Genomic DNA, 26,283 nt, shown 5'->3' with positions numbered 1-26,283 from the left:
GGCCGGCGGGAACGGTCAGCCGCGGACGGCCGTGATGAAGGCGAAGCTGCCGGGGCCCGAGGAGTCGGCGATGGACATGCCGGCGTCGGCCAGCCACCGCTCCAGCTCCTCCATGGTGAACAGCAACTGGCCCTCGGGGCGGCTGGGGAAGTAGTGCGACTCCTGGAAGTGGCGGGCGATCGGGTCGGTGTCGAACAGGAAGGTCATCAGCGTGAACGTGCCGCCCGGCCTGAGCACCCGTCCGACCTCCGCGATGGCGTCCGCCGCGTCGTCGGGGAACGCCTGCAGGGCGTTCCAGCAGTTCACCGCGCCGAAGGTGGCGTCCGCGAACGGGATGTTCAGCGCGCTTCCCCGCACCGCGGGCACCTGGGGAAGCTTGCCGCGCATCACGGTGAGCATCGGCAGTCCCATGTCGACGCCGACCAGGCGCTCCTGGCCGACGGCCGCGGCGACCACGGTGGTCCACCGCCCGGCGCCGCACGCCAGGTCCAGCACCGGGCCGTCCACCGGGCGGATCTGCCGGGTGATGTAGTCGTCCTCGACCTGCGGGGTCACCGCGCCGCCCCAGTTGGCCCCCGCGATGCGCAGGTAGGCCGGGCGCAGCACCTTCTCGTAGTACACCCCGAGGCTCGGCATCTCGGCGAGCTTGGCCAGCAGGTTGGCGGTCGCCTCGTGCGGCAGGTCCGCCGTGGCCTCGCTGATGCCGTCGGACAGGTCCAGGATGCCCAGGGCGATCGGGTAGCGGACCGCGCACGCCGGGCAGCGGACGATTTCGCCGTCGAACTCGACGGAGCCGGAGCAGGCGGTGCAGCGCAGCACGTCCGCGTACTGGGTGAAGGTCTCGATGCCGAGCTCGGCGGCGGGGGCCGGCGCCTCACCGGTCCCGGGAGCCGGCGGGAGGTCGACCGGCATGCCGTGACGGACGGCCCAGTACGCCATGGCGCCCGAGTAGGCCCACAGCATCCGGGTGTCGTTCTCCCAGTTCGTGGTGATCTGCGCCGTGGTGAGCGCGCGAAGCTGCTGCCGGTGGAACTCCAGGTCCTCCGCGCTGAGGTCCCACACCGACGGGGAGGGCCACATGCGGCCGATGTCGGGGTCGTCGTAGTCGAGCGAGGCCAGGCCGCGCACGAGCCGGCTCTGGTCGGGGGGGCTCAGCTCCAGAGGCGCGACGGCGGCGAGGATGCGCTCGCGGTCGCCGGGGAAGTGCGACACCAGGTACAGCAGGGCGAGCGTCAGCGGCCGGTCCTTGCCGGTGCGGGCCAGCAGGTCCAGGTAGCGGTCCAGGCCCTCGCGGACGGCCGCGGTGAGCGGGCCGTCGATGGCCGGGTACTCGGCCTCGGCGAGCAGCCCGAGAAGGACGGCCAGGTGGCCCTTGCGGTCGTCGCCGGCCTCCTCCAGCGCGGCCACGAGCGCGGGAACGGCCGTCAGGGCGCGGTCACCCGCCTCCCCACGGTGCCACAGCGCCGAGACCAGCCGGTGGAAGTCCGCCTCCAGGCTCGCCGGCTCCGCGGTGGTGAAATCGGTCAGCAGTTCGGCGACAGCGGGCCCCGTGGTGGCAACACTCATGTGCGCGTCCTTTCACGAAGGGAGAATGGGCGGCCGCACGGCTGGAATCGCCGGCGTACGCCGGCCGCGCCCAATGTGCACTTTTCGATGCGCACCGCCGGGTGGCCGATTTCCACGGCCAGGACGGCTCGGTACCGGTCCGGCGAGAATTGCGTCCACGAAAATCTTCGCACCGGCCCGGCGGGGAGTCTTCTCCGAGCGTGCTTACCGCCGACCCCCCTTCCGAGCTGCCCTGATGCCGCCCGTAGGCAGCAACCGCGGAGATGCGTGAAAGGGCTCCGCGCGGTCACCATGAGCCTTGGGAAAACGCGTCCGCATTCGCCCTCGGCCGCGGGACGGCATCCCTTCGGGCCGCCGGCCGCCCCGGCCCTTCTGCGTGCCCCGCCACCGGCCGCCCATCGTCTGGAATGAGGGATCAATGACCAGGGAACTGATCGACTCGGCCGCCATCGGCACCCATTACGACGAGCGCTCCCCCATCGGCGACGAGCTGCGTGACGGCCAGTTGCACATGTGGTACTGGTACGACAACGACGACGACGCGCCGCTGAAGGACGCCGTCCACCGCATCAGCCGCAAGGTGGCCGAGACCCTCGGGCTGCGCCCGGGCGAGCGCGTCCTGGACGCCGGGTGCGGGCCGGGCGAGACGGCGGTCTTCCTGGCCAGGAACTACGGCGCCCGCGTCACCGGCATCACCGTCAGCTCCTTCGAGATCGACAAGGCCAACGAGCGCGCCGTCACCAACGGGGTGACCGACCGGGTGACCTTCGAGTACGGCGACTACACCCAGCTGGCCTACCCCGACGGGTCCTTCGACGCCGTCCTGGCGCTGGAGTCGCTGCAGAACGCCCCCGACCTCGGGCGGGTGCTGTCGGAGCTGTTCCGGGTGCTTCGCCCCGGCGGCCGCATCTCCTTCTCCGACTTCAGCCTGGAGTCCGACTCCGAGCCCGCGCGGGTGCGCCGGTTCATGAGCACGCTGAAGCTGCGCGAACTGCCCACGCTGGCGCAGTGGATCGAGCACGCGCGCCGGGCCGGCTTCGAGGTCGAGGAGTACACCCAGTGCGGCCCGCGCGTGTTCGGCAAGAAGAGCAAGTACATCAAGGCCGCCATGGACCACCGGGACTCGATCGCCGCCAAGTTCGGCGAGGAGGCCCTGGCCGAGTTCTCCCGCCGCCACCTGGGCTTCTTCGCCCCGCGCAAGGACCAGATCGGGTACGTCATCGTCGCGGCCCGCAAGCCGAACCGCTAGCACGGCGGCCGCCCGTCGTGCGGCGGGCGGTCCTCCCACGGCGAAGACCCGCGTCCCCCACCGGCAGGCCGGGGGACGCGGGTCTTCGCCGCTGTGCGCTCTTGGACGTGCTCTCGGGGTGTTCTCCGCCGGCGGTGCGCGGCGGATGGAGGTTCTCCGCCGGCGGTGCGGGGCGGATGGACGTTCTCTGCCGGCCGTGCGCAGCGTCGTCGGTGGGCACGGCCGGCAGGGTCGCGGGGACCCGTGCGTGGGTCAGGCGTGGGCGTGGTCCTCCACGCCGAATCGGGCCTTGGCCAGCTCGCGCTTGGCGATGGTGGACAGGAAGACGGCGAAGCCGGCGTGGCTGTGGAACATGGACATGTCCCGCCACACCCGCTCGATGCGCTCACCGTGCCGCACGGCGCTGGAACCGGCGGTCGGGAACAGGTAGTTCTCGACAGCGTGCCAGCACAGGTCCACCACCTGGTGGCAGATGGCGGCGATGCGCATCTCCACCTCCTTGGTGACCGCCGCGGGGCCGAGCGCGCAGATCTCCCGCCACTGCTGGACGGCGTTCAGCACGGCCGCCTCGCCGGTGGCGATCATCCCGGCGGCCTGGCCGTACCAGAACTGGTAGTCGGGGTCCTGGGTGCGGGGCAGGTTCGGCGGGAACAGGGCGACGCGGCTGCGCATCAGGTCCTCGAAGGCGTCGAGCGCGCCGAGCGCCATGCCGACGGCGAGGATGGCGTCCTCGATGACCATGAAGCTGAGCTGGCCGCCGCCGTACTCGGGGTTGCCGTGCAGCGTGCGCCCCGGGGTGCCCTTGGACACGTCCACCTGGCTGACGTGGGTGTCCAGCGTGAAGTGGCCGGGGACGACGCCGTTCTCCATGGTGATGCTGTGCGAGCCGCTCCCCTTGAGCCCGAGCTGCTTGCCCCAGTCGGACAGGCGGCGCCACTGGCTGCGCTCGGCGATGAACATCATGGGCGCCGGCGGCAGGCCCTCACCGGGGGACACCAGGGTGTGGCCGATGAAGTGCGTCGCGTACGGCGCGCCCGAGTTGTAGCCCCAGGTGCCGTTGAGCACCCAGTCGCCGCCGGGGGTGCGCTCGGCCGTGCCGCTCGGCGCGACCGTGGCCGGGCAGATGAAGTCACCGCCCGCGAAGATCTCCGACTGCGCGCGCTCCTCGAACAGTGACGCGACGACCAGGGCGTGGGCGTGGCCCAGGCAGTACATCCAGCCGGTGGACGGGCATCCCCTGGTCAGGGCCATCGTCACCCGCATGAAGGTGTCGATGCCGTACTCCAGGCCGCCGTAGCGCCGCGGGACGAGGATGCGGTAGAAGCCGGCCCGGAGGAACTCCTCGTGGGTGTCCTGCGCGTAGAAGGTGCGCTCCTCGGTCTCGGCCTGGCGGTCGACGAGCGTGGCCGCGATGGCCTCGGCCCGCGCGACCATCTCGGCCGGCGTGAGGGCGGTCTCGGACGGGAGGACGACTCCGTGCTCGGTAACATTCGTGGCCACTGCCATTGGCGCGCAGTCCTTCATCTCGAATGGCTGACGGGGAATCGTGCCGTGCAGCCCAGCGTTCACCGCCGCCCGCCGCGCGGGCATCTCCTGGAATGCGGTGTGCGCACGCTCCCCGCCGGGCCGGCACGGGAACGGGGCCGCTGACCTGCGCGGACCCGTTTCCCGTACGCGCCGGGAACCGCGCCGCCGCGCGCCAAGAGCGCAATTTGGAAAATGCGGCGCCGTACGCGGGGATGCAATGGTCAAGTCCTGCCGATCGATGAACGGTGGCTCCCCGATCGACCGCGCGAAAGGGCACGCCGGGCCGCCCGCTGATCGAACCTGAGCCGGCCAGAACTTGAGAAGGTGCGTCTAATGGTGGAGTTATCGCAATCCGTCGGTTCCCGTCCCGTAGCCCTGCCGTCCCGCCTTCCGTCGCTGACGGGAATGCGGTTCATCTCCGCGGGGATGGTCTTCCTCACCCATGCCATCGGCGCCAGCCTGTTCGCCTCCGCGGCGTTCGCCGGAACGTACATGTCGGTGGTCATCCAGGGCGGCTGGGCGGCGGTCTCCTACTTCTTCATCCTCAGCGGCTTCGTCCTGACCTACGCCGCCCGGTCCTCCGACACCACGGCGACGTTCCTGCGCCGCCGCTTCCTGAAGATCTACCCCAACTACATCATCACGCTGGCCGCCGCGCTGGTGCTGGTGAGCTGGGTGGGCAAGCAGGCCATCGACGGCGGGACGGCGCTGCTGCACGCGCTGCTGCTGCAGTCCTACGTGCCCAACCTGAGCGTCAGGACGGCGTTCAACTCCCCCGCGTGGTCGCTGTCGTGTGAGGCGCTGTTCTACCTGTGCTTCCCGCTGCTGGCCCGCTACATCGGGCGCATCAGGCCCGAGCGGCTGTGGGGGTACGCGGGCCTGGCCGTGCTGGCCATCTTCGCCGTCCCGCTGGTGGCCAAGCTGCTTCCGGCCCAGCCTCCCATCCCCGGCTTCGGCATGACCGAGCTGGAGATGTGGTTCGTCATGCAGTTCCCGCCGGTCCGGATGCTGGAGTTCGTGTTCGGCATGATCCTGGCGAGGATCGTCATGACCGGCAGGCGGCTGCCGGTGGGCCTCGGCGGGGCGCTCGCCCTGGGCATCGTCCTGTACGCCGTCGCACCGCAGTTCCCGATCGGCTTCGACGTCGTGGCCGTCTCCGTCGTCCCACTCGGCCTGATCATCGCGGCCGGCGCCGTCGGCGACGCCGAGCGGCGGACGAACTGGCTCGGCAGCAAGGTCATGGTGTGGCTCGGCGAGGTGTCCTACGCCTTCTACATGTGGCACTTCCTGGTGCTGATCTACGTCCGCCAGTGGTTCGGCAACATGCAGGGCTGGAGCACACCGGCGGCCTTCGGGATGATGGCCGTGCTGGCCGGCATCACGCTGGGCCTGTCGTGGGCGCTGTACTCGCTGGTGGAACGGCCGATCATGCGGCGCTTCGCCTCCTCGCGCAACGGCAGGACCGGCCCGGGGGTGCCGCTGCCGATGCCGCCCGCCTCCTCCCCCGACCTGCCCGAACAGGTGCCGGTCGACCCGGCTCCCCCGGCGGCCCGCTGAGGTCCGCCGCGGCGCGGCCGTCCCGCGAGGACGGCCGCGCCGCACGCGTCCGATCGGCGCCGTTCCGGCCGCGCGAACCGAAGGAGTGAGATCCGTGACCGCCTCCATCGTGGAAAGCGAGATCCCCGGCACATCGAGCGCGGGGTCCCTGCCCAGTCTCGCGACCGGCATCTGCACCACACCACTGCTCGAGGAGACCATCGGAGCGAACTTCGACCGGGCCGTGGCCGCCCACGGCGGCCGGGACGCGCTGGTCGACCGCACCACCGGCCGCCGGTGGACCTACGCCGCGCTGGCCGGGGAGGTCGACGCGCTCGCGCTCGGCCTGCTGGACCTCGGCCTGGTCAAGGGCGACCGCATCGGCATCTGGGCGCCCAACTGCGCCGAATGGACGATGACCCAGTTCGCCGCCGCCAAGATCGGCCTGATCCTGGTCAACCTGAACCCGGCCTACCGGGCGCACGAGGTCGAGTACGTGCTCAACCAGGCCGGCGTGCGTGCGCTGGTGGCCGCGGAGCGGTTCAAGACCTCCGACTACGCCGGCATGATCGGCCAGGTGCGGCCGCGCTGCCCCGAGCTGTCGGACGTCCTGCTGATCGGCGGCGACGCCTGGCGGGCGGTGATGGAAGCCGGCCGGCGTGCCGACCGGCGGGCACTGGATGAGGCCGCCGCGGCGACCGCCCCCGACGACCCGATCAACATCCAGTACACCTCGGGCACCACCGGGTTCCCGAAGGGCGCGACGCTGTCGCACCGCAACATCCTCAACAACGGCTTCTTCGTCGGCGAGCTGTGCCGCTACACCGGCGCCGACCGGGTGTGCGTGCCGGTGCCGTTCTACCACTGCTTCGGGATGACCATGGGCACGCTCGCGGCCATCAGCCACGGCGCCTGCGTCGTCATCCCCTCCCCCGTCTTCGACGCCCGCGCCACGCTGGAGGCCGTGCAGGCCGAGCGGTGCACGTCGCTGTACGGCGTGCCGACGATGTTCATCTCCGAGCTGGCCGACCCCGGGTTCGCGTCTTTCGACCTGTCGTCGCTGCGCACCGGCATCATGTCCGGCTCGCCGTGCCCGGTGGAGATCATGCGCCAGGTCGTCGAGCGCATGGGCATGACCGAGGTGACCATCTGCTACGGGATGACCGAGACCTCCCCGGTGGCCACCCAGACCCGCCCGGACGACTCGCTGGAACGCCGCGTGTCCACCGTCGGCCGCGTCGGGCCGCACCTGGAGGTGAAGGTCGTCGACCCCGAGACCGGCGCGCTGGTCGCCCGCGGCACGCCCGGCGAGGTGTGCACCCGCGGCTACTCGGTGATGCTCGGCTACTGGCGGCAGCCGGACAAGACCGCCGAGGCCGTCGACCCCGACGGCTGGATGCACACCGGCGACATCGGGATCATGGACGAGGAGGGGTACCTCAGCATCACCGGCCGCATCAAGGACATGGTGATCAGGGGCGGCGAGAACGTCTACCCGCGCGAGGTGGAGGAGTTCCTGCACTCCCACCCCGACATCCTGGACGTCCAGGTCATCGGCGTGCCCGACGAGCGGTACGGCGAGGAGCTGATGGCGTTCCTGCGCATGCGCCCGGACGCCGAGCCGCTGACCGCCGAGACGCTGCGAACGTTCTGCCTGGGCAAACTCGCCCACTTCAAGATCCCCCGCTACGTCCAGACCGTGGACTCCTACCCCATGACCATCAGCGGCAAGGTCCGCAAGGTCGAACTCCGCGAACAGGCCATCGACCTCCTCGGCCTGCGCCACCTCCTCGCCACCGAACACGCCTGACGGTCAGGACTCCGGCGACCGGCCGGTCAGGTAGTGCTGGAGGTGGCTGGAGGCTTCGAGCATGCCGGCCGCTCTCCGGGTCAGTTCCGCGGCGCGCTGCTCGACGGCCGCGCGGAGGGCGTCACGGCTCCCGGTGCGGCGCAGGCCCTCGATGATGCCCTTGATCTGCGACAGGGGGTAGCGTCCCTGGCGCAACATGTGGACCATCCGCGCGTCCCGGACGTCTGCCGGGGCGTAACTCCGGTACCGGGTGCCGGGCTCGCGGCGCGGGGTCAGCAGGCCGGCGGACTCCCACAGCCGTAGCGCGGAGGCGCGCACCCCGAGCAGCGCGGCCACCTCGCCGACGCGCAGACCCCGGCGCGACCGCGCGGACACCTCCAGACCCTGCTCGGGCTCCTGTCCGGCGACCTCCTCCAGCGCTCGCGCCGTCGCCCGCAGCGACAGTCGCTGCCTGTGCAGGGCGGCGTGGGAGGCGTCCACCAGGGCGAGCGCGTGGGCGACGTCGCCGGCGTGCAGGGCTTGCATGATCGACCGCGCGGCGTCCCAGCCGTACCCCGGTGCCAGCGCCCGGTAGGTGAGCAGGGCCGCGCGGTGCCGCTCGCCGAAGCTGCGGTAGCCGGCGGGCGTGCGCGGCGCCGGGGGCAGGATGCCGGTGTCGGCGTAGTTGCGCACCTGCTGGGCGGAGATGCCCACCAGCCGCGCCAGGTCGACGGGGCGCAGCTTCGCCTCTCCTTCTCGGCCCAACGATCTTCCTTCCCGGACAGGGTTCACCAAGGACTTGAAGGTTATCCGGGGCAATGCCCAGTACGTCAGCTCAGATGGACGACGAACTCTCAAGAGGGCACTTCAATGAGAAAATTGAAGGCATGAATCCGGGCGACATCGAGAAGGAAAAGCCGGACGAGCCGGCCATAGAGACCCGTGGTCTCAGGATGCGGTACGGCTCCGCCGACGTGCTGCGCGGGGTGGATCTGCGGGTGCGGCGCGGAGAGGTGGTGGCTCTGCTCGGGCCGAACGGCGCCGGGAAGACCACGACCATCGAGATCCTCGAAGGGTTCCGCAGGCGCTCCGCGGGCGAGGTGCGGGTCCTCGGCACCGACCCGGACGACGGGGACGAGGCGTGGCGCGCGCGGCTCGGCATCGTGCTGCAGTCCTGGCGCGACCACGGCCGCTGGCGGGTGCGCGAGCTGCTGGACCAACTTGGCCGCTACTACACCCCCTACAGCACGGCGGAACGCCGCAGGCCGTACGACCCGGAGGAGCTGATCGGCTTGGTGGGGCTGGAAGGGCAGGCGGAGGCGAGCGTCGCCCGGCTCTCCGGCGGGCAGCGGCGCAGGCTCGACGTGGCGATCGGGCTGGTCGGACGGCCGGAGCTGCTGTTCCTGGACGAGCCCACCGTGGGCTTCGACCCCCAGGCGCGGCAGGACTTCCACGAGCTGGTGCGGCGGCTGGCCGACCTGGAGGACACGACCATCCTGCTCACGACGCACGACCTGGACGAGGCCGAGCGGCTCGCCGACCGCATCCTGATCCTCGTGGGCGGCGTGATCGTCGCCGACGGCAGCGCGGCCGAGCTGACACGGCGCGTCTCGGGGAAGGCGGAGGTGCGCTACAACCTGGACGGCGAGTGGCACGCGGCGTCGGTCGAGGACGCCGCCGGGTACGTGCGCGGGCTGTTCGAGCGGCACGGCGACGCGGTCACCGACCTTGAGGTGCGCAGGACGCGCCTGGAAGAGGTGTACCTGGCGATGGTGCGCGACTTCGAGTCCGCCGGGCACGCCGAGGTGCCCGGCCGGCTGGCGGAGGTGCCGGCGTGACCACTCCCGAGCCCTCCTCCCCGCGCCCACCGGACCACACCACCCCGGAACCCGCGGCCTCCCCTCCGGAGTCCGACCGCACTGCTCCCCGCTCCCCCGGCACCGCGGCTCCCCACTCCTCCGGCACCACGGAACCCGCGGCCTTCCCGCCGTCCATTCCTCCAGTTGATTCCGGCTCGCCCGGGGGCCGGGGCGGTGCGCGGGTGGTGGCGTTCCGTGCGGGGCTGCACCGGGCGCGGATCGAGTTCCGGCAGAGCGCGACGAGCGCGCAGGACGTGTGGGGCGCGCTGTTCCTGCCCGCCATCGCCCTGGTCGTGATGTACCTGCTGCGGCACAACACGGTGCCGGGCACCGGCTTCTCCCTCGGCTCGCAGTCCATCCCCGGCGTCCTCGGCTTGAACGTCGTGTTCAGCGGCATGATGGCCCTGGCCATGACGCTCACCATGGACCGCGAGGACGGCACCCTGCTGCGCGCCAAGGCCACGCCGAACGGCATGCTCGGCTACCTGACCGGCAAGGTGCTCAGCCGGGCCGGCATGGCGGTGGCGGGCGCGCTCGTCCCGCTGGTCCCCGCGGCGTTCCTGTTCGACGGGCTGCGGCTGGGCGAGGTGTCGTCCTGGCTGACGCTGAGCTGGGTGCTGGCGATCGGGCTGGTGGCGGTGCTGCCGATCGGCGCGGTGCTCGGCTCGCTGTTCGAGAGCGCGCAGGCCATGGGCGTCATAACGCTCCCGCTAATGGCACTGATGGCGGTCTCGGGCGTGTTCTACCCGCTCACCGCGCTCCCCGGGTGGCTGCAGGTGGTGGCGCAGCTCTTCCCGGTCTACTGGCTCGGCCTCGGCCTGCGCTCGGCGCTGCTGCCGGACGCGCTGGCCGCCGCCGAGGTGGGCGAATCCTGGCGGCACCTGGAAACGGCGGGCGTCCTCGGCGCCTGGGCGCTGCTCGGCTTCGCGCTCGCACCGGCCGTGCTGCGCCGGATGGCCCGCCGCGAGTCGGGGTCGGCGGTCGCCGCCCGCCGCGCCAAAGCACTGCAACGCCCCCTGTGATCACGCCCCCGCCATCACACCGTACGTTGTACGATGTTGCTGCTCCCCCCTCTTCGTCCGGAGAGGGGGGAGGACGGCTCGGGCCGGCTTCTGTCGGTTCCGACCCTTATCCCTGGCGTCACCTCCTCCCTCCTCCCCCTCTCTCGACCATGGAAGGTCCCGTTGATGTCCAGCCAGCAGGCCGGCCCCGTCCGAAGCCATGAACCGCTCCGCGAGCGCGACCACTCCGCGGCGGACGGTCACGACCTGATCCAGGTGCGCGGCGCCCGCGAGAACAACCTCAAGGGCGTCTCCCTGGACATCCCCAAGCGGCGGCTCACCGTCTTCACCGGCGTGTCCGGCTCCGGCAAGTCCTCGCTCGTCTTCGACACCATCGCCGCCGAGTCGCGGCGGCTCTTCGACGAGACCTACACGGCGTTCCTGCAGAACTTCATGCCGAGCCGCGCCCGGCCCGACGTCGACGCGCTGCGCAACCTGAGCGCGGCGATCATCGTCGATCAGGAGCGCATGGGCGGCAACGCCCGCTCCACGGTGGGCACGGCCACCGACGCCCACACCATGCTGCGCGTCCTGTTCAGCCGCCTGGGCACCCCGCACGTCGGCCCGCCGTCGGCGTTCAGCTTCAACCGCGCCGAGGGCATGTGCCCCGACTGCGAGGGGCTCGGCAAGGTGTCCGACATCGACGTCGCCGAGCTGGTGGACGTCGAGCTGTCGCTGGACGACGGCGCGGTCAAGGTGCCCGGTTTCGGGGTCGGCACCTGGTACTGGCAGCTCATGGCGAAGTCCGGCCTGTTCGACCCGGCCGTCAAGCTGAAGGACTACCCCCCGGCCCAGTGGGAGGACTTCCTGCACCAGCCCGCCACCAAGGTGAAGATGGGCACGCACAACGTCACCTTCGAGGGGCTGATCCCCAAGGTCCGGCGGCTGTACCTGGCCAAGGACCGCGAGTCGATGCAGGCGCAGGCGCGCGCGTTCGCCGACCGCGCGGTCAAGCTGATGGAGTGCCCGGCCTGCGGCGGCGCCCGGCTGAACCAGGCCGCCCGGTCGGCGGTCATCGACGGGCGCACCATCACCGAGTGCTCGTCGATGCAGATCAGCGACCTGGCGGCGTTCGTGCGCGCCATCGGCGACCGGTCGGTGGGCCCGATGCTCGACACCCTGGCCGAGACCCTCGACTCCCTGGTCGAGATCGGCCTGGGGTATCTCAGCCTCGACCGCGAGTCCTCCACCCTGTCCGGCGGCGAGGCGCAGCGGGTGAAGATGGTGCGCCATCTCAGCTCCAGCCTGTCCGACGTCACCTACGTCTTCGACGAGCCGACGGCGGGGCTGCACCCGCACGACATCCAGCGCATGAACGACCTGCTGCTGCGGCTGCGCGACAAGGGCAACACCGTGCTCGTCGTCGAGCACAAGCCCGAGACCATAGCGATCGCCGACCACGTGGTCGACCTCGGGCCGGGGGCCGGTTCGGCGGGCGGAGAGGTGTGCTTCGCGGGCGACCTGGCCGGGTTGCGCGCGTCCGGCACGCTCACCGGCCGCTACCTCGACCACAAGGTCGAGCTGCGCGAGAAGGTCCGCTCCCCCGCCGGATGGCTGCCGGTCACCGGCGCCAGCCTGCACAATCTGCGCGATGTCAGCGTCGACATCCCGCTCGGCGTGCTCACGGTCGTCACCGGGGTCGCCGGGTCGGGCAAGAGCTCGCTCATCCACGGGTACGTCGCCGGGCGCGAGGGCGTGGTCGTCGCCGACCAGTCGCCGATCCGCGGTTCGCGGCGCAGCAACCCGGCCACCTACACCGGGGTGCTCGACCCGATCAGGACGGCGTTCGCCAAGGCCAACGGCGTCAAGCCGGGACTGTTCAGCGCCAACTCCGAGGGTGCCTGCCCGGCGTGCAAGGGCATCGGCCTGATCTACACCGACCTGATGATGATGGCTGAGGTCGCCTCGGTGTGCGAGCGGTGCGAGGGCAAGCGCTTCACCCCCGAGGTCCTGTCGTACCGCCTGCGCGGCAAGGACATCAGCGAGGTCCTGGCCATGACGGTCGCCGAGGCGCGCGAGTTCTTCCCCTCCGGGCAGGCCCGGGTGGTGCTCGACCGCCTGGCGGCCGTGGGCCTCGGCTACCTCGGCCTCGGCCAACCGCTCACCACGCTGTCCGGCGGCGAGCGCCAGCGGCTCAAGCTCGCCATCCACATGGCCAAGAACGGCACGACCTACGTCCTGGACGAGCCCACCACCGGCCTGCATTTGGCTGACGTCGACCAGCTTCTAGGCCTGCTCGACCGCCTGGTCGACGACGGCAACACCGTCATCGTCATCGAACACCACCAGGCCGTCATGGCCCACGCCGACTGGATCATCGACCTAGGCCCCGGCGCCGGCCACGCCGGCGGCCAAATAGTCTTCTCCGGCCCCCCGTCCGACCTAGTGGCCCAAGGCATCACCCTCACCGCCGAGCACCTCCGCCTCTACACCGGCCGGGAGCCGTAGAGCCCCAGCACGCAGGCACGGACAAGCTGGGACGCCCGTCAGGTGGCTGGCGCGCGCAGGTCCGGCCGCCGGGCGATCCAAGCCTCAAGAAGCGTGTCGAATCATGCACCCAATTTCCGTCGCGTCGAGAAAGCTGCTAGTCGCTCAGCATCTTCATCGATGACTTCCAGCACGTCCCAAGCGGCAGCCGACTCTCCAATGAGGAGCTCTCGATAGAAAACCCATATCCCTTCCCGGGCTTTATGGCGACATCTCCACCCAAGATCAGGATTGCCCGCCCCCACTTCATCGGGATGAGACTCACCAGACACTATTTGGTATAGTAGATCCAATATTCCTATCTTGGCAGGTCGCTCCAGTTCGTCAAGCAAGGCGGCAGTCAAGACCGAAACGAGCGGAGGTGCCGAATTATATAGCTGCCCTTGAACGACCACCCTATTTTCGAGTTGCCAGTAATATTGCTCCGCCTCATCTGCCGATTTCGCCGCCATCAACCCCCGCGCAGCTTCAGGCACCGCGGATGCGCGACCTTCACAGACGCGCAGATCCGCCCAGCGATGCCTATTCAACTCAACTTCAGCAGGCATATGTTTGGGAATCAATCGCTCCACTTCCCTCCAGGGTCGTACGTGTTGTCATGTGGGAACTGATGCCGCTTATACTTATCCTGACATTTCTTGCAGGTGCGAATTCTCTTCCACTCCAACTCGCCGGTTTCCTTGTTGCGCCGCCATCCATAAGCGTTCGTGAAGTTGGTCCCCCCTTGCCGCGCAACATCATCCTCCGCACAGCCTACCGGATTGGATGAGCATCCCACGTATATATTCCCCTCCTCGTCCCATCCTCCGATATATGTTGCATGCTTGCGCTTCTTTGCGGCGCCCGTTGCGTCTCTCACCGCCGCAGCCTCTGCTTCAGCGTCCGACGCTGCGGCTTCGGCACCCTCACCAGCGGCCACGGCTTCTTCGCCCGCTGCCGCAGCGCCTTCGGCACCCAAGAGAGCGTCCCCTAGGCCATCGGTGGTCAAGGCTAATCCAGTAATGAAGACCGCTGTATCGACGTCCTCCCCTTCGCCGAAAATGCCAGCGGGCTGCACCCCTTCCCTGTCTTTCTCCAGCGCCTTGTTTCTCTTTACTTGTTCATCAAGGCCTTGCTTGTCGGTGGCCAGAGCGTGCAATGCCTTGTCGTGCTCACGCTTGTGAAACTCGCTCGCCGCGCGGCGCTCCCCGGCCATGTACTTCTTGGTGATCCGCTTGCGCTCTTTCGCTGACTTGTTGAGCCAGTTCGGATCATGCCACGGGCGCGGTTCCAGGCCGTTCGGGTCTGACAGGCCGATTGGGTTGTCGCCGGCGTAGCTATAAGGGTTGGCCCATTGGGGGTTGCTGAGGACGAGCAGTGGGTCGGTGGAGATGAACTTGGCGATGGTGGGGTCGTAGTAGCGGGCGGACAGGTAGTCAAGGCTGGTGGAGTCGTCCTCGATCTTGCCGAGGAAGCCGTGGTCGGTGAACGGGAGGTCGTCTGTACCGCGACGCTGCCCGAAGGGGAGGTAACGCTCCCGGGAGACCTGCCCGGTGGTGTCGTTGACCGCGAGCTGGGTCGAGCCATGTAGGCCGGACATCAGCCAGGTAAGGCCGTTGCCGCCGGTCCTCATGGCGACCGTGGCGCCGTCAGGGGTGGTGTAGTAGCGCTTGCCGGTGATCGCACTGCCGACGACCTCGATCTCCATGGAGCCGAGGTAGAGGGTGGTCTTGCCGCCGGGGTCGTGACGGATGAGGCGCTCGCCGTCGGCGTCGTACACCATGGTGGTGTCCTGGCCGTCGACGCTCGCCTTTTCCATCTCACCGAGCTCGTTCCAGGTGAACGTCCCGGCCTTGCCGCCGACGGTGCGGGAGGTGAGCTGGCCGGCGGCGTCGTACCCGTAGGTGTCGGCGCCGCCGGGCCGAGTGAGGGAGGTCACCGCGTTCGGCCGCACGGCTGAGGGGCCGGGCTGCTGGTAGGCGTAGGCGGAGGTCTGGCCGCCGGTGGTGACGGAGGTGATGTTCCCGACGCCGTCGTAGCCGTAGGTCTGCGCATAGGGATCGATGCCGAGGTTGTCGGCGGATGCGGTACTTGTTCCACAGGCGCCGGCGGTGGTGGTCCATGCCTGGGACAGCCGATGCAGCCCGTCGTAGCCGAAGCACTCCGACTGGCCGGAGCTGCCGCCGGCGGCGGAGGCGGCGTCCAGGATCCGGGTGATCTCTCCGGAGATGTCATAGAAATACTGGTCGTCCTGGCTGACCACCGGACTGCTGGTATCGGACTTGGTCGTCGTGGTGACCCGCTTCACCCACCCTGTCGCGTCGTCCCACGCCAGCGTCCGCTTGATCTTTCCATTCGCACCATAGGTGCGTTCGGCAAGACGGCCGGTGTTCGAGTAAGTGGTATTGCCGACGTAGGTGAAGGCTCCACCGAGGTTGGAGGTCATGCCCTTGGGGAGGGCGAGGTCGCTGTAGGTGGAGGTGACCGTCTCGGCCGGGAGACCGCCCGCGGCGGGCATGGTGTAGGTCGCCACCGCCCCCGAGAGCGTGTAGGTGGTGCCGAACGTGTATGTGCCGGCGAGCAGTTCCTCTGACGAGGGGATCGTCAAGGTGGATCCGGTCGGCCTGCCCATCGCGTCGTAGCCGGTGACCGCGTCGACGTAGTCACCGCTACCGGTGTAGCGGGTCGCCGACGTCAGCTCCCCCTTGGCGAGGGTGTCGTATACCCATCCGGCCAGCTTTCTGCCCGTGTTGACATCGCCGGACCACAAGGCGGTCTTGCGGCCGAGGTCGTCGTAGGAGTAGGAGACCTTCTGGCCCTTGCCGTTGGTCGACCACACCATGCGACCGGCCGCGTTGTAACTCTGCTGGGAGTCGCCGGCGTCGGGGTCGTGGGCGGCGGTGCGGCGGCCCATGAGGTCGTAGGTGAAGGTGCGGACGTTGCCGTTGGCGTCGGTCTGCTTGGTCATGCGACCGTCGCGGTCGTACTCGTAGGTCGTGTCGTAATGCTTGGCGGGGCTGACGGTCACGGTCTGCCAGGAGGCCCAGTCGGAGGGGACGCCGCCCCTCACCGCGCGGGCTCGCCAGCGGATCTTCCAGCCGTCGGCGAGCTTGCCGGCGGGAACGGTGACGGCGGCGTCACTACCGGAGGCCATGCCGGTGATCGAGGTGGTCCAGATGCTCCCGGTGCCGTGGGCGGTGTCGGCCGGGTCGTGCTCCACCTGGAACTCCGCTCCGAGTTGTCCGCCTTGAGGTGCGCTGACCTTGGCGATCAATGCGGGGGTGAGCGTGCTGGTGGTGCCGCCCGTGGACGGCTGGGTGCGCAGGTTTTCGATCGCCGGGAGCTGGGAGGCGTCGGTGACGGTCAGCGGCTGCCAGGCCGACCAGGCGGTCGTCCCGCCGGGGGTGACGGCGCGGGCGCGCCAGCGGACCAGCCAGCCGTCGCCGAACTTGCCGCCGGGGACGGTGACGGTCGCCTGGGTTCCCGAGGTGACGTCGTCGACGGCGGTCGTCCAGATGCCGCCGGTGCCGTGGGCGGTGTCGGCAGGGTCGTGCTCGACCTCGAACTCCGCGCGTACCTTGCCGCCCGCCGGGTCGGTGACCTGTGCGAGCAGTTGCGGGGTCAGGGTGGAGGTCACGGTCGTGCCCCCGACGACCTGGGAGGGGGTGACCTGGAGGGTCCCCAGCACGGGGTCGGGCTGGTCCACGCGGAAGCTCTGCCAGCCCGACCAGGCCGAGGCCGTGCCGCCTGCCAGGGCGCGCGCCCGCCAGCGCACCGTCCAGCCTTCGGTCAGCGCACCATCGGGTACCGCCACCGAGGCCTGCGTTCCGGCGGAGACGTTGTCGGCGGCGCCGGTCCATATGGTGCCGGTGCCGTGGGCGGTGTCGGCAGGGTCGTGCTCCACCTCGAACTCGGCCCGCAGCGTACCGCCGGCCGGGTCGGTGACCTGGGCGAGCAGGTGCGGAGTCAGCGACGGCGTGACCGTGCTACCGGCCACCACCTGGGAGGGAGTGACCTGCAGAGCGGTGACGGCCGGGTCGGGTGCGACGTTTCCGGCATCGATGGCGGCGAGTTGCCAGTCCGACCAGGCCGATGAGACCTGATTGGTGGTGTTGACCGCGCGGACGCGCCAGCGCACGCCCCAGCCGTTGACGAGTTTCCCGCCAGGCACGGTGACGGCCGCCTGGGTGCCGGAGGCCACGTTGTCGGCCGCCGTCGTCCAGATCTGGCCGGTGCCGTGCGCGGTGTCGGCCGGGTCGTGTTCCACCTCGAACTCCGCGCGCAAGGGTGCGCCATAGGAGTCGGTCACGGTGGCCAGGAGCTGCGGCGTCAACGAGGACACCACGGTCTTCCCACCGGTCACCTGGGATGGGGTGATCTGAAGCTGGGCCACTCCCGCGGCCGGGAGGGTGGCGGTCAACCCCTGCCAGGCCGTCCACGCCGAAGCGTTGGACCCGGTGGCGACCGCGCGGGCACGCCACCGGACCTTCCACCCGTCGGCGAGCCTGCCGGCGGGCACGGTGACGGTGGCCTGGCTGCCGGAGGCGATGTTGTCGGCCCCGGTGGTCCAGATGCTTCCCGTGCCGTGCGCGGTGTCGGCCGGGTCGTGCTCCACCTCGAACTCCACCCGGGAGGCCCCGCCGGCCGGAGTGGTCGCCCGGGCCGCGAGGGCAGGGGTGAGGGTGGAGGTGACCTTCGTGCCGCCGAGCGTCTGGGACGGAGTGACCTGGAGCTGGTCCACCACCGGGTCCGGCACGCTCACCGTGGCGGTCTGCCAGGCCGACCACGCCGAGGTCGTGGAGGCACCGGTGTTGGCGGCACGGGCCCGCCAGCGGATGTGCCACCCGTCGGTCAGCCTCCCGGCGGGCACGGCCGCGGTCGCGTCCGTGCCGGCGGCGACCGTCGACGAACTTCCCGTCCAGACCGAGCCGGTGCCTTCGGCCGGATAGGCCGGGTCGTGTTCGAGCTCATAGTCGGCCCGCAGGTTTCCGCCCGCGGCGTCCGCGACCGTCGCATGGAGCGTCGGGGTCAGGGACGACACCGCCGTCCCGGTCACCGGCGTGATGGACAGGCCGCTGATCGTGGGCGAGGACGCGATGGTGTAGGTCACCGCCAGTGCCGGCGGATGCGCTCCCGACCACGGCGTGTCCGCCGATTCGAACGCCATGCCGTACTCGTCGTTGGCCTCGCTGCTCGCCCGGACCGAAACGCCGTAGTTGGCGGTGCCGGAGGCCCATGCCTGGACCATCGAGGTGACGGTCCAAGTCAGGGTCTCCGCTACGCCGTCGTGGATGGCGGTGCCCGCGATCGCCACCTGCCCGGACGTCGTAGTGGACGGTTGACTGCCCCAGGCCAGCGTCGTCTCATCCCAGTTGCTCGTGATCCGCTGGACCTTGGGCCCGCTTCCGCTCAGCAGCGTGTCCGAGCTCATGTCGGTCTTGTACAGCCGCAGGGTCGCGCTGCTCACCTGCGCACCGGCCAGCGAAGAGGTGTCGAACTTGAGGAAGGAGCGTGACACCCCCCAGCCGCCTTCGACCCACAGGTAGGAGTCCGTGTACTGCGAGGTCTCCCCGCCGCAACAGTCGCCGATCCACGTGTCGGACTGGGCTGAGAGGCTGATCGTCGGATCCACGACGACCGGGTACGTCACGCTCGGGTCCGCGAGATAGGCGGAATCCGGCCGAAGGACGAGGACTTGCCGGCCGTTCTCCTGCACGATCTTGGTGTCGATCTTCCCCGGCGTTCGCGCGGCGCTCCGGCGCTTGGCCGGGTCCTTGGACTTGGTCTTGACCTTGGCCGGGTAGATCACAGGAGTGGCGACGGGGGCCACCGACGTTCCGGAGCCGTCGGTGAGGCGTAGTCGCCCGTCCGCGTCCTGCGCCAGCTTCCACCCTTGACCGTCCACGCCGATGCGGTACTCCACCGGCGTGGTGGGACGCTTCCGCAGTTCCACATCGTGGCGGACGCCGTTGGGAAGCACGGTGACGACCAGGTCGGCGCCCGGCCCGGCGGCGTCGGTGTACCGTGCCACGTTCCCGGTCACCACCGGGCGGGGCAAGCCGGTCGGCCAGGTCAGCTTCACGGACCTGCCGGAGCCGTCGGCCATTTCGGCGAACGGCCCGCCACCTCCGGTGGAGATCCGCACCTTCGGCCCGGCCTTGGGCACGAGCGTCCCGTCTTTTTCGGTCAGCGTGGTGTCGATGGCCGTCCAGCGGCCGTCCTGGTTGATCCTGACCGGGCGTGCGCTGAGCGTCGTGGTGAACGACCCGTTGGCGTTGGCCACCGTGGCGCTGTCGGCCGTGGTCATGGACGCCACCTCGACCGCTTTACCGGACGCGACCGCCTCGCGAGACGCCTGCGCACCATCGGTCGCCGCCTTCACGAGCGGCGAGTCGGCTCCGGCCGCCGAGGATCCGGTCGCGGCGAGCGAGGATGGCGGCTGCGCCGGGTTGCCGGCAGCAGCCGCGGGAGCCGGTGACGGTCCCGCCGCGGCGACCGCCTGCTGGCCTGTTCCGCTACCGGCGAGCCATTCCTCGATCTTCGTGACCTGGTCGGCGGCGTCGGTGTAGTAGACCGTCTTGCCGCCGACCGGCGGCGTCACCTCGTACTTGTCGGCCCCCGGGTAGTTCGTCGTCGTACGCCGCTGCTCACTCGGTCCGGACATGTCGACTTGGGCGGTGGTCCGGCCGAGCGCGTCGTACTCCGGTCTCGACCACTGGAGCACCGAGTCCAGCGCCGGGTTCAGCAGGCCCGAACCGGGCTGGCCGGAGTTGTACACCGGTGCGGACGCCGCGGCGGTCAGACCTCGCGCGTCGTAGGTCGACACCTGAACGATCCGCCCGCCGGCAGGAGAAGCGGTCTGGCTTTCCCGGGGGCGGCCCAGCCCGTCCTCGTAGGAGTAGGCGGTGACCCACTTCGCCGAGGCGCCCGAGCCTGACTGAAGCCGGGACGTGGCCGTAAGCGGAGGGCCGGTGACAACCCCTTCCCCGTTCATGGGGATCGTGTAGGCGACCTTGGCGGCGGGGACTCGATCGGGATGGGCGGCGTCGGGTTTGGGGGCGTCGGGCGTCCACAGCTGCAGGGTCCGGCCAAGGGCGTCGTAGTCGATGTTGACGTCGTTGCCGTTGGCGTCGCGCATGCCGACCGGCTGTCCGTTGTACGGCGAGGACCAGGTGGTCACCGTGTGGCCCAACGGGTTGGTGACCGTCACTCCGCCCGAGGGCCAGCCCACCGCCGGCGTGTAGGTGGTGGTGGTCGTCTTGCTCAGAGGGTCGGTCGAGGTGAGCGGCCGGCCGTAACCGTCATAGGTGGACTTGTTGGCCGAGTAATCCGCGGCGGTGGAGTAGGTGCGGGTCTCGGTGACGTTCCCCCGCGTGGGCGTGTTGGCCCCGGGGCTCGTCGCCCCGTCGTACAGAGAGATCGTCCGGCCGAGGAGCGCACCGGCCGAGCAGTCGTCGCCGGCGTGTCTTTCCTCCGACGCCTTGTAGCTGATCAGCCATGTGCCGGTGTTGCGAGCGTAGGTGGTGGCGGTGCAGGTGTTGTCGGCGGCGTCGCCGCGCTCGCCGTAGTCGTTGACGGCCGTCGGCAGCCCGTCGGCGTTGTAGGTCGTCTTGGTCTCGGTGTATCGCCAGCCGGTGGTGGCCTTCTCACGGGCGACCTGGCGGGTCTGGTTGACCAGGTGCGGGTCGTAGATGCTCGGCCCGCTGCCGGTGGCCACGTTCTCGTACTCGTACCGGGTCGAGGTCTCCTCGCCGAAGGCGTTCGGCACCGACGCGGTCATCGGGCAGGGCCCGAGGTCGGTCCAGTATCTGGAGTTCAGACCGCTGGAGTATGAGACGTTGGCGACGATCGCCTCCCAGTGATGGTTCTGGTAGGTGACGCGGTCGCCGTAGTCGTAGGTCACCCCCGTCTGCCACGTGGAATAGGTGCAGGCGTACACCGGGGTCGACATGCCGGTGATACGCATCGTCTGTTCCTGCAGCGTTCTACCGGATAACACACGCAGGTCGTCGTGGGAGGCGCCGTCGAAGTCGGTCACCGTCGTGTGCTTGGGACTCCCGTCGGCGACGGTGTCCTCGTACAACCCGCGGTAGAAAGAGGTGGCCGTGACGCTTGCCTGGGACTGGTCTCCACCGATGGTCCCCTTGATGGCCCGGACGGTCTGGTAGCCGCGGAACTCCGTCCAGTTGCCCGGCCACTCATTGCACGTCTGCAGCCAGGAGTAGTACTCCTCCAACAGGTAGGAATCGCCGGTGCACTGCCTGGGGACCGGGATCAGCGGCACCGGTTTGGCCCATGCTGGGGTCCCCACATACTCGTACTGGGTCACCTGGTCCGGGGACCCTGTCACCAGGTCCCGTTCCACGGTCTTCATGACCAGCCACTTGTTGTAGATGGCGCCGTTGCGGTAGATCGACGACTCACCGAACGTGTAGTTGTACAGCTCGTAGCCGTAGCAGTCCTGGGCGCTGACGTCCCAGCCCGTCATCCCCTGGTCCTCACAGGGGCTCGCCTGCCCATAGGTGACCTCGGTGACGCCGCCGAGACCCGTGGTGACCGCCGAGACCCGCGGCAGGCTGAAACGCGGGTGGTCGTCACTGAACTCCACATAGTCGGCCCGGTTGTCCAGCAAGGTGGCCGTGAAGTCGACCGGCGGGGCCGCGATGTCCGGCCCGTTCCCCGCCATACCCACCGGCTGGATCCGGTCCAGCCACAACACCGGCTTGCCCAAACAGCCGAAGGGAGCGTCCTCCGGGCAGTCGGTGTCGATCCACTTGTAGACCAGATCGAGTCTGGTCACGTTCTCCCACTGCGCGGACGAGGTGTTCCACGACTGTGAGGTGATCGCGTCCAGCCGCTTGGCGGTGAAGAAGGTGGGAGTGCCGTTGTGCCCGCAACTGGAGCTGCTGGCACACCAGAGGTCGGTCGGCGTGTCGTCCTGCCAATCGGTGACCCCTGCCGGTGGCGTTCCTCGATCCGCCGTGGTGAAAGCGATCTTCCCGGTCGGTGTCGACCCCGCCACGTTGGCGTTGGAGCCGTACGTCACCTCAGACAGGTATCCGCCCCGGTCGTAACCCAACGTGTAGTCGGGTACCCAGGTGCACACCGTCCCGCCCGCCCGGCAGTAGGTGTTGGTCTCCCGGGCCCAGGTGTAGTCGATCACATTGCCCTTGGGATCGACCTGCCGGTCCAGCTGCCACCGCCACGGCGCCGAGCAGAACGCCGGAGTCTTCGGGTACGAGCTCCCCGCCGCCACGAACGCCGCATGGCACGGCTCGCCCGTGTCGTCTCCCAGCACGGGCACCTGCCAGGAGGATTCCCGGTGGAAGCCGAAACGGTAGACCGTCCCGTCCTGGCTGGTCACCTTCCAGTACGGCTGACCGCTCTCGCTCCCCGACGCGGCGTACTCGATCTTCCAGCCGAAGTCCTCCACTGTCTTGTACGTCCCCGACGACGCGTCCCTCACGATCTGGGAGGAACGGCCCCCGACGGACAGCGTCAGCACGGAACCCGCCGGGTCGGAATCCGGTGAGTGCCAGCACAGGTGCCCCTCCAGCCGGCTCCCTGGAAGACCACACGGCTCGAACTGCCGCTCGATGAACCCCGCACCGAGATCCCAGCCCAGGCCCGTCAACGGAGCCTGGTTGTTGGTTTACGACGTCAACGAGTCCACCGACGACGACGAGTACTGCAATCCCAGTTCCGGCGCCGCCCCTCCTGGCGCCGGAACGGCCGGGATCGGATAGGTGTAGGAGAAATCACCACCGGAAATCCCCACCTGCCAGGTGCCGGACGGCTTGAGGTCGGTGGCCGCGAATGATCCGCCCGCGTCCGGGCCTGTCGACGCGGCCGAGCCGGCCAGCGTGTACACCGACGCGTCCGGCGAAGCCGCGCCGCCCGCGGACGCCGCCGCCGCGTCCATGACCGCGGTCAGCTTTCCATGCGCCACGTCATTGACCACCGGCAGCGTTCGCGTCTTCGCTCTAGCCTGTTCCACGCACTCCTGCGACGGCTTGGCATCCAGCAGGCACGCCGGCACCTTCAGCACGGTGAGCCGCGACGCGAATCCTCCCGAATAGGCGTTCCCGAACGACGAATAGTCCACGGTGACCTTCGCGGGCGCCGTCGCCGCACCCCCGTCACCACGGGTCAGCCGTACCGCGACCCCGACGCCGCCCAACCGCCGGGCGACCGCGTTGTCGAACGTCTCCACCTGAACCGAGGAGGGAGATCTCTGCGAGGATGCGGAGGCCCGCGGAGAGGGCGAAGCGGCTTCGCCTTCGACCTTGTCCGCCGGCTTCGTGGCCGCGGACACCACCGGAGCCACAGACACCGGCAACCCGGCAACCGTGACCGCGGCCGTCCCCTTGGAAAGGCCAACCCGTCCGCTGCCCGCTCTCGGCCATCGGGGAGCGGCACGCACAGTGGGCTTGTGCAGATCTTCGACGCCCTTGGGTACCGGCTTCGGCGCTATCGGACGCCCGTCCACGCTCCGTTCGGCGGTAGATGACGACGCCTCCGCGGCGGCCTTCTTCACCAGCCCGTCCGGCACGCCCACTCCAGCGACGAACACGCTGAGACACACCACGGCCCCCGCCAGCCGCAGGAGAACCCTACGCCGTCGGAAGGCGATGGTCGCCGCACCGAAATGGCGCGATGCCCTGCGGCGAATTGAGCTCTGACGCTCCGTTCGTGCATGCGAAACCGGCACCGCCGCACCCTCCAGCCACGAAGCATGCGGCACATGTCGGGCCGCACACAAAGTCCAATAAGTACAAATGAGCCCGAGCGTCGGCTGTCGTCGTCTCCGCAAGTGGATGACTGCTGCGCCAATCATCAACGACTCTCGGCAGGAGATTGTTGGACGTTTCTGCACACTTCTTGTCGATTCGTGCACAGGTCGAGCAAGCGTCCATCGTCGTCTCGTCAGTGAGCCGTATCGCCTACTACGCTCTGCGAGGACCGCTTGGCGTTGATGCCGCACCGGTCAAGGCGTAGATGTGGTGCCGATGCAGCTCAGCCGAGTGACGGTCGAGACGTTTTCGCTGGTGAGGGCTGCCGTATGGGCTTGTCGGACCGGTTCGGTTCGAAGGGTGGCGGCTGTGCTCGGGGCCACCCTGGATCCGGCCTTGTCGTTTCGTGCATGGCGTCGCCGTGCTGGGCATGGTGGCGGTGGTCACGGGGCGACAGGCCGTAGGCGGCGCGAAAGATCTTGCTGAAATGGGCGCTGTCGGCCAAGCCCCAACGGGCGGCGATAGTGTGCACGGAGTGGTGGCGGAGTGCGGGGTCGGCCAGATCGCGATGGCAGCGCTCCAGCCGGCTACGACGTATGAAGGCCGCGATCCCCATGCCTTCCCCCTGACTCTGGAACAGTTTGTAGAGCTGGCGGGTGGAGATGTTGTGAGCGGCCGCGATGAGATCGGCGGTCAGATCGGGGTCGGCGAGCCGCTGGCGGATGAAGCGGTGAATCTGCGCCAGTAAGGCGTGTTTCCGCGCTTGTGGAGAAAGAGGATCGGTGCCGTCGAGGTGATGGGCGAGGGTGGCGGCGATGAGATTCACCGTGACGTCGGCCAGCGCCACCGAGTCGGCGGCGGTGTAGTGCTCGGCGTGCTCCATCACCGCGAGCAGATGGTTCGCCAGCACGGCGCTGATGCCTTCGTCGGCGCCGAACGGCGCCGCGACCAACCGGTCACCCCTGACCGGGCGCAGACCCAGGGACGCCCGAGGCACCTGCACCAGCACGGCCCGGCTGCTACCGGTCGTCGATGAGCGCCTGCCATGGTAGGGCTGTGAGGAATCCATGAGCAGGAACTGGCGTGCCTGAAACATGGCGTCCCGGCTGCCATGAGCCAGATGTCCGTCACCGCTGGTGATCAGCTGAAGGAGATACACCTCTGGATCGAACTGCCGGATCATCTTCGTGGTGCGCCGAGCCTCGACGGTTGAAATAGCAAGGTCGGATATCTGGATCTCCCCGATATCCACGACGCGTGCCCGTGCGCGAAACTCGGCTGGATTTTCACAACTGAGCAGTGAAGACACGTACATGCGGGAGTACATCTCGTTCCAGCAGGGAAATCGGTCCTCAGGAGCAAGATGCTCTGTACGCATTTCCGTGATGTTCATCAGGCCTCCCTCCGTGAACCAGTCGTCATTGCTCTCCAAGGACGCCGTCGACTCCACACCTGAATCCAGACGGGCGCAGCGGAGGGCGCGCCTTAGGGCACCGTCCCAGCGTCGGCCCGCGGACACTCATCCGTTGCTCGCGTGCGTTTCCTTCGTCGTCTCGTCAGTGAGCCGTATCGCCGGCGACGCTCGGCGATGGCCACTTGGTGCGGATGTCGCGCTGATTGATGCATAGGCGCGGTGTCGGTGCAGCTCGGCCGAATGGTGGTCTGGCGTTTTCGCTGGTGAGGGCTTTGCAGCGGATTCTTCGGACCGGTTCGGTCCGAAGAGTGATGGCTGTGTGCGGGGAGTGGGATGGGTGAGGCGGAGCTGACGCCGCCCTTGTGGAGGGAGAACGACAGCTCGTCGACCGCCACCTGTTCGCCGTACACCTTGCACGGCCGGTGTTGTCGATGATGTCCATGTAGCCGACGGTAGGAAGCGCGGCGAGGCGGCGGAATGCATCTGCGGCCCTGGCGAGGGTGCACTTATCTCCACCTTGGATCGGGCGCCAGGGCCACTACCAGGCGGGCGCCCGGATATCGCAGACTTGTTCCCGTGGCCATCCGGACGGTGATCGGTTTCAAGCGCGTACTGACGCTGCTCGCCCTGACCGTGGTGAACGCGGCGATCGGCGCGCTGGCCGTGCTACTGATCTTCTCGTGCTTCGGGCTCGGTTTGGTCTTCCTCTTCCCGGCCACCGTCCGCCTGGTCCGCCGCCGCGCCACCCACGCGCGCCGGCTCGCGCTGGCCTTCGCCGACGTGCAGATCGCTCCGCCTTACCGCGCCGCTCCGCCACCGCTCATGCCGCAGCGCGACGGCTGGTACCGCGAGGGCCGCAGACTTTACCGGACGTCCTTGGTGCCCGACTTCATGCGAACCTTCGACTGGGTGTTCAAGGACCCGGCCACCTGGCGTGATCTCGCCTGGCTGCTCGGCGACCCGCTGATCGGCGGCGTGGCGGTCCTGCTGCCGCCGCTCCTGGTGGCGTCCGGGGTGGCGCTGGTGGCGCAGGGCCCGGTGCAGGCGGTGGCCGGGGTGCTGCTCGTGCTGGCCGGGCCGCTG

At 69.3% G+C, this 26,283-nt stretch carries 13 protein-coding genes and 1 pseudogene; 7 read left to right on the top strand and 7 right to left on the bottom strand.

What is annotated here, in order from left to right; genetic code table 11:
* Window positions 1-15: 15 nt before the first annotated feature.
* Complete coding sequence (locus ABZT47_RS33180; RefSeq protein WP_354851117.1) at window positions 16-1,566, bottom strand: class I SAM-dependent methyltransferase; 1,551 nt, start codon at window positions 1,564-1,566, stop codon at window positions 16-18.
* Window positions 1,567-1,984: 418 nt separating this feature from the next.
* On the opposite strand from ABZT47_RS33180, the gene ABZT47_RS33175 reads away from it, so the two are divergent.
* Window positions 1,985-2,815: a methyltransferase domain-containing protein gene (locus ABZT47_RS33175; protein WP_354851115.1), complete on the top strand. Its 831-nt coding sequence runs from the start codon at window positions 1,985-1,987 to the stop codon at window positions 2,813-2,815.
* A 252-nt stretch (window positions 2,816-3,067) separates the two neighbouring features.
* On the opposite strand, the gene ABZT47_RS33170 is transcribed toward ABZT47_RS33175, so the two are convergent.
* Entirely contained in the window at window positions 3,068-4,321 is a 1,254-nt protein-coding gene (locus ABZT47_RS33170) for an acyl-CoA dehydrogenase family protein (protein WP_354851112.1), read from the bottom strand.
* 426 nt (window positions 4,322-4,747) lie between these two features.
* On the opposite strand from ABZT47_RS33170, the gene ABZT47_RS33165 reads away from it, so the two are divergent.
* Both ABZT47_RS33165 and ABZT47_RS33160 read left to right on the top strand, forming a co-directional pair.
* Window positions 4,748-5,899, top strand: a complete 1,152-nt coding sequence (locus ABZT47_RS33165; protein ID WP_354851109.1) for an acyltransferase — start codon at window positions 4,748-4,750, stop codon at window positions 5,897-5,899.
* A gap of 94 nt (window positions 5,900-5,993) precedes the next feature.
* The gene (locus ABZT47_RS33160) at window positions 5,994-7,688 is read left to right on the top strand and encodes an AMP-binding protein (RefSeq protein WP_354851107.1); all 1,695 of its coding nucleotides are present in this window, start codon (window positions 5,994-5,996) and stop codon (window positions 7,686-7,688) included.
* 3 nt (window positions 7,689-7,691) lie between these two features.
* Here the strand turns inward: ABZT47_RS33160 and ABZT47_RS33155 are convergent, their stop codons facing one another.
* Entirely contained in the window at window positions 7,692-8,432 is a 741-nt protein-coding gene (locus ABZT47_RS33155) for a MerR family transcriptional regulator (protein ID WP_354851104.1), read from the bottom strand.
* A gap of 122 nt (window positions 8,433-8,554) precedes the next feature.
* Between ABZT47_RS33155 and ABZT47_RS33150 the strand changes: the two genes are divergently transcribed.
* The 3 genes from ABZT47_RS33150 (at window position 8,555) to ABZT47_RS33140 (ending at window position 13,035) form a co-directional block, all read left to right on the top strand.
* Window positions 8,555-9,505, top strand: a complete 951-nt coding sequence (locus ABZT47_RS33150) for an ABC transporter ATP-binding protein (RefSeq protein ID WP_354851102.1) — start codon at window positions 8,555-8,557, stop codon at window positions 9,503-9,505.
* Window positions 9,502-10,548 (top strand): ABC transporter permease, encoded by a 1,047-nt coding sequence (locus ABZT47_RS33145; RefSeq protein WP_354851099.1) that lies wholly within the window; start codon window positions 9,502-9,504, stop codon window positions 10,546-10,548. The genes ABZT47_RS33150 and ABZT47_RS33145 overlap by 4 nt, the downstream gene beginning before the upstream one ends.
* Before the next feature lie 165 nt (window positions 10,549-10,713).
* Entirely contained in the window at window positions 10,714-13,035 is a 2,322-nt protein-coding gene (locus tag ABZT47_RS33140; RefSeq protein ID WP_354851097.1) for an excinuclease ABC subunit UvrA, read from the top strand.
* Window positions 13,036-13,136: 101 nt separating this feature from the next.
* On the opposite strand, the gene ABZT47_RS33135 is transcribed toward ABZT47_RS33140, so the two are convergent.
* From ABZT47_RS33135 to ABZT47_RS33120, 4 genes are all read right to left on the bottom strand, one after another.
* Entirely contained in the window at window positions 13,137-13,646 is a 510-nt protein-coding gene (locus ABZT47_RS33135; RefSeq protein ID WP_354851094.1) for a hypothetical protein, read from the bottom strand.
* On the bottom strand, window positions 13,634-22,687 hold the full coding sequence (locus tag ABZT47_RS33130) for a DNRLRE domain-containing protein (RefSeq protein ID WP_354851091.1): 9,054 nt from the start codon (window positions 22,685-22,687) through the stop codon (window positions 13,634-13,636). The genes ABZT47_RS33135 and ABZT47_RS33130 overlap by 13 nt, the downstream gene beginning before the upstream one ends.
* A gap of 18 nt (window positions 22,688-22,705) precedes the next feature.
* Window positions 22,706-23,605, bottom strand: a complete 900-nt coding sequence (locus tag ABZT47_RS33125) for a hypothetical protein (protein ID WP_354851088.1) — start codon at window positions 23,603-23,605, stop codon at window positions 22,706-22,708.
* Between the two features lie 464 nt (window positions 23,606-24,069).
* Window positions 24,070-25,179 (bottom strand): helix-turn-helix domain-containing protein, encoded by a 1,110-nt coding sequence (locus tag ABZT47_RS33120; RefSeq protein ID WP_354851085.1) that lies wholly within the window; start codon window positions 25,177-25,179, stop codon window positions 24,070-24,072.
* A 597-nt stretch (window positions 25,180-25,776) separates the two neighbouring features.
* Between ABZT47_RS33120 and ABZT47_RS33115 the strand changes: the two are divergent.
* A pseudogene (locus ABZT47_RS33115) lies at window positions 25,777-26,283 on the top strand (hypothetical protein); the annotation flags it as partial.

The organism is Sphaerisporangium sp. NPDC005289 (assembly GCF_040607455.1).
In the GTDB taxonomy this organism is placed as follows: Bacteria; Actinomycetota; Actinomycetes; order Streptosporangiales; family Streptosporangiaceae; genus Sphaerisporangium; species Sphaerisporangium rhizosphaerae.
The sequence above is the reverse complement of the archived record's forward strand: the minus strand, read 5'-3'. Positions and strand labels throughout refer to the sequence as shown.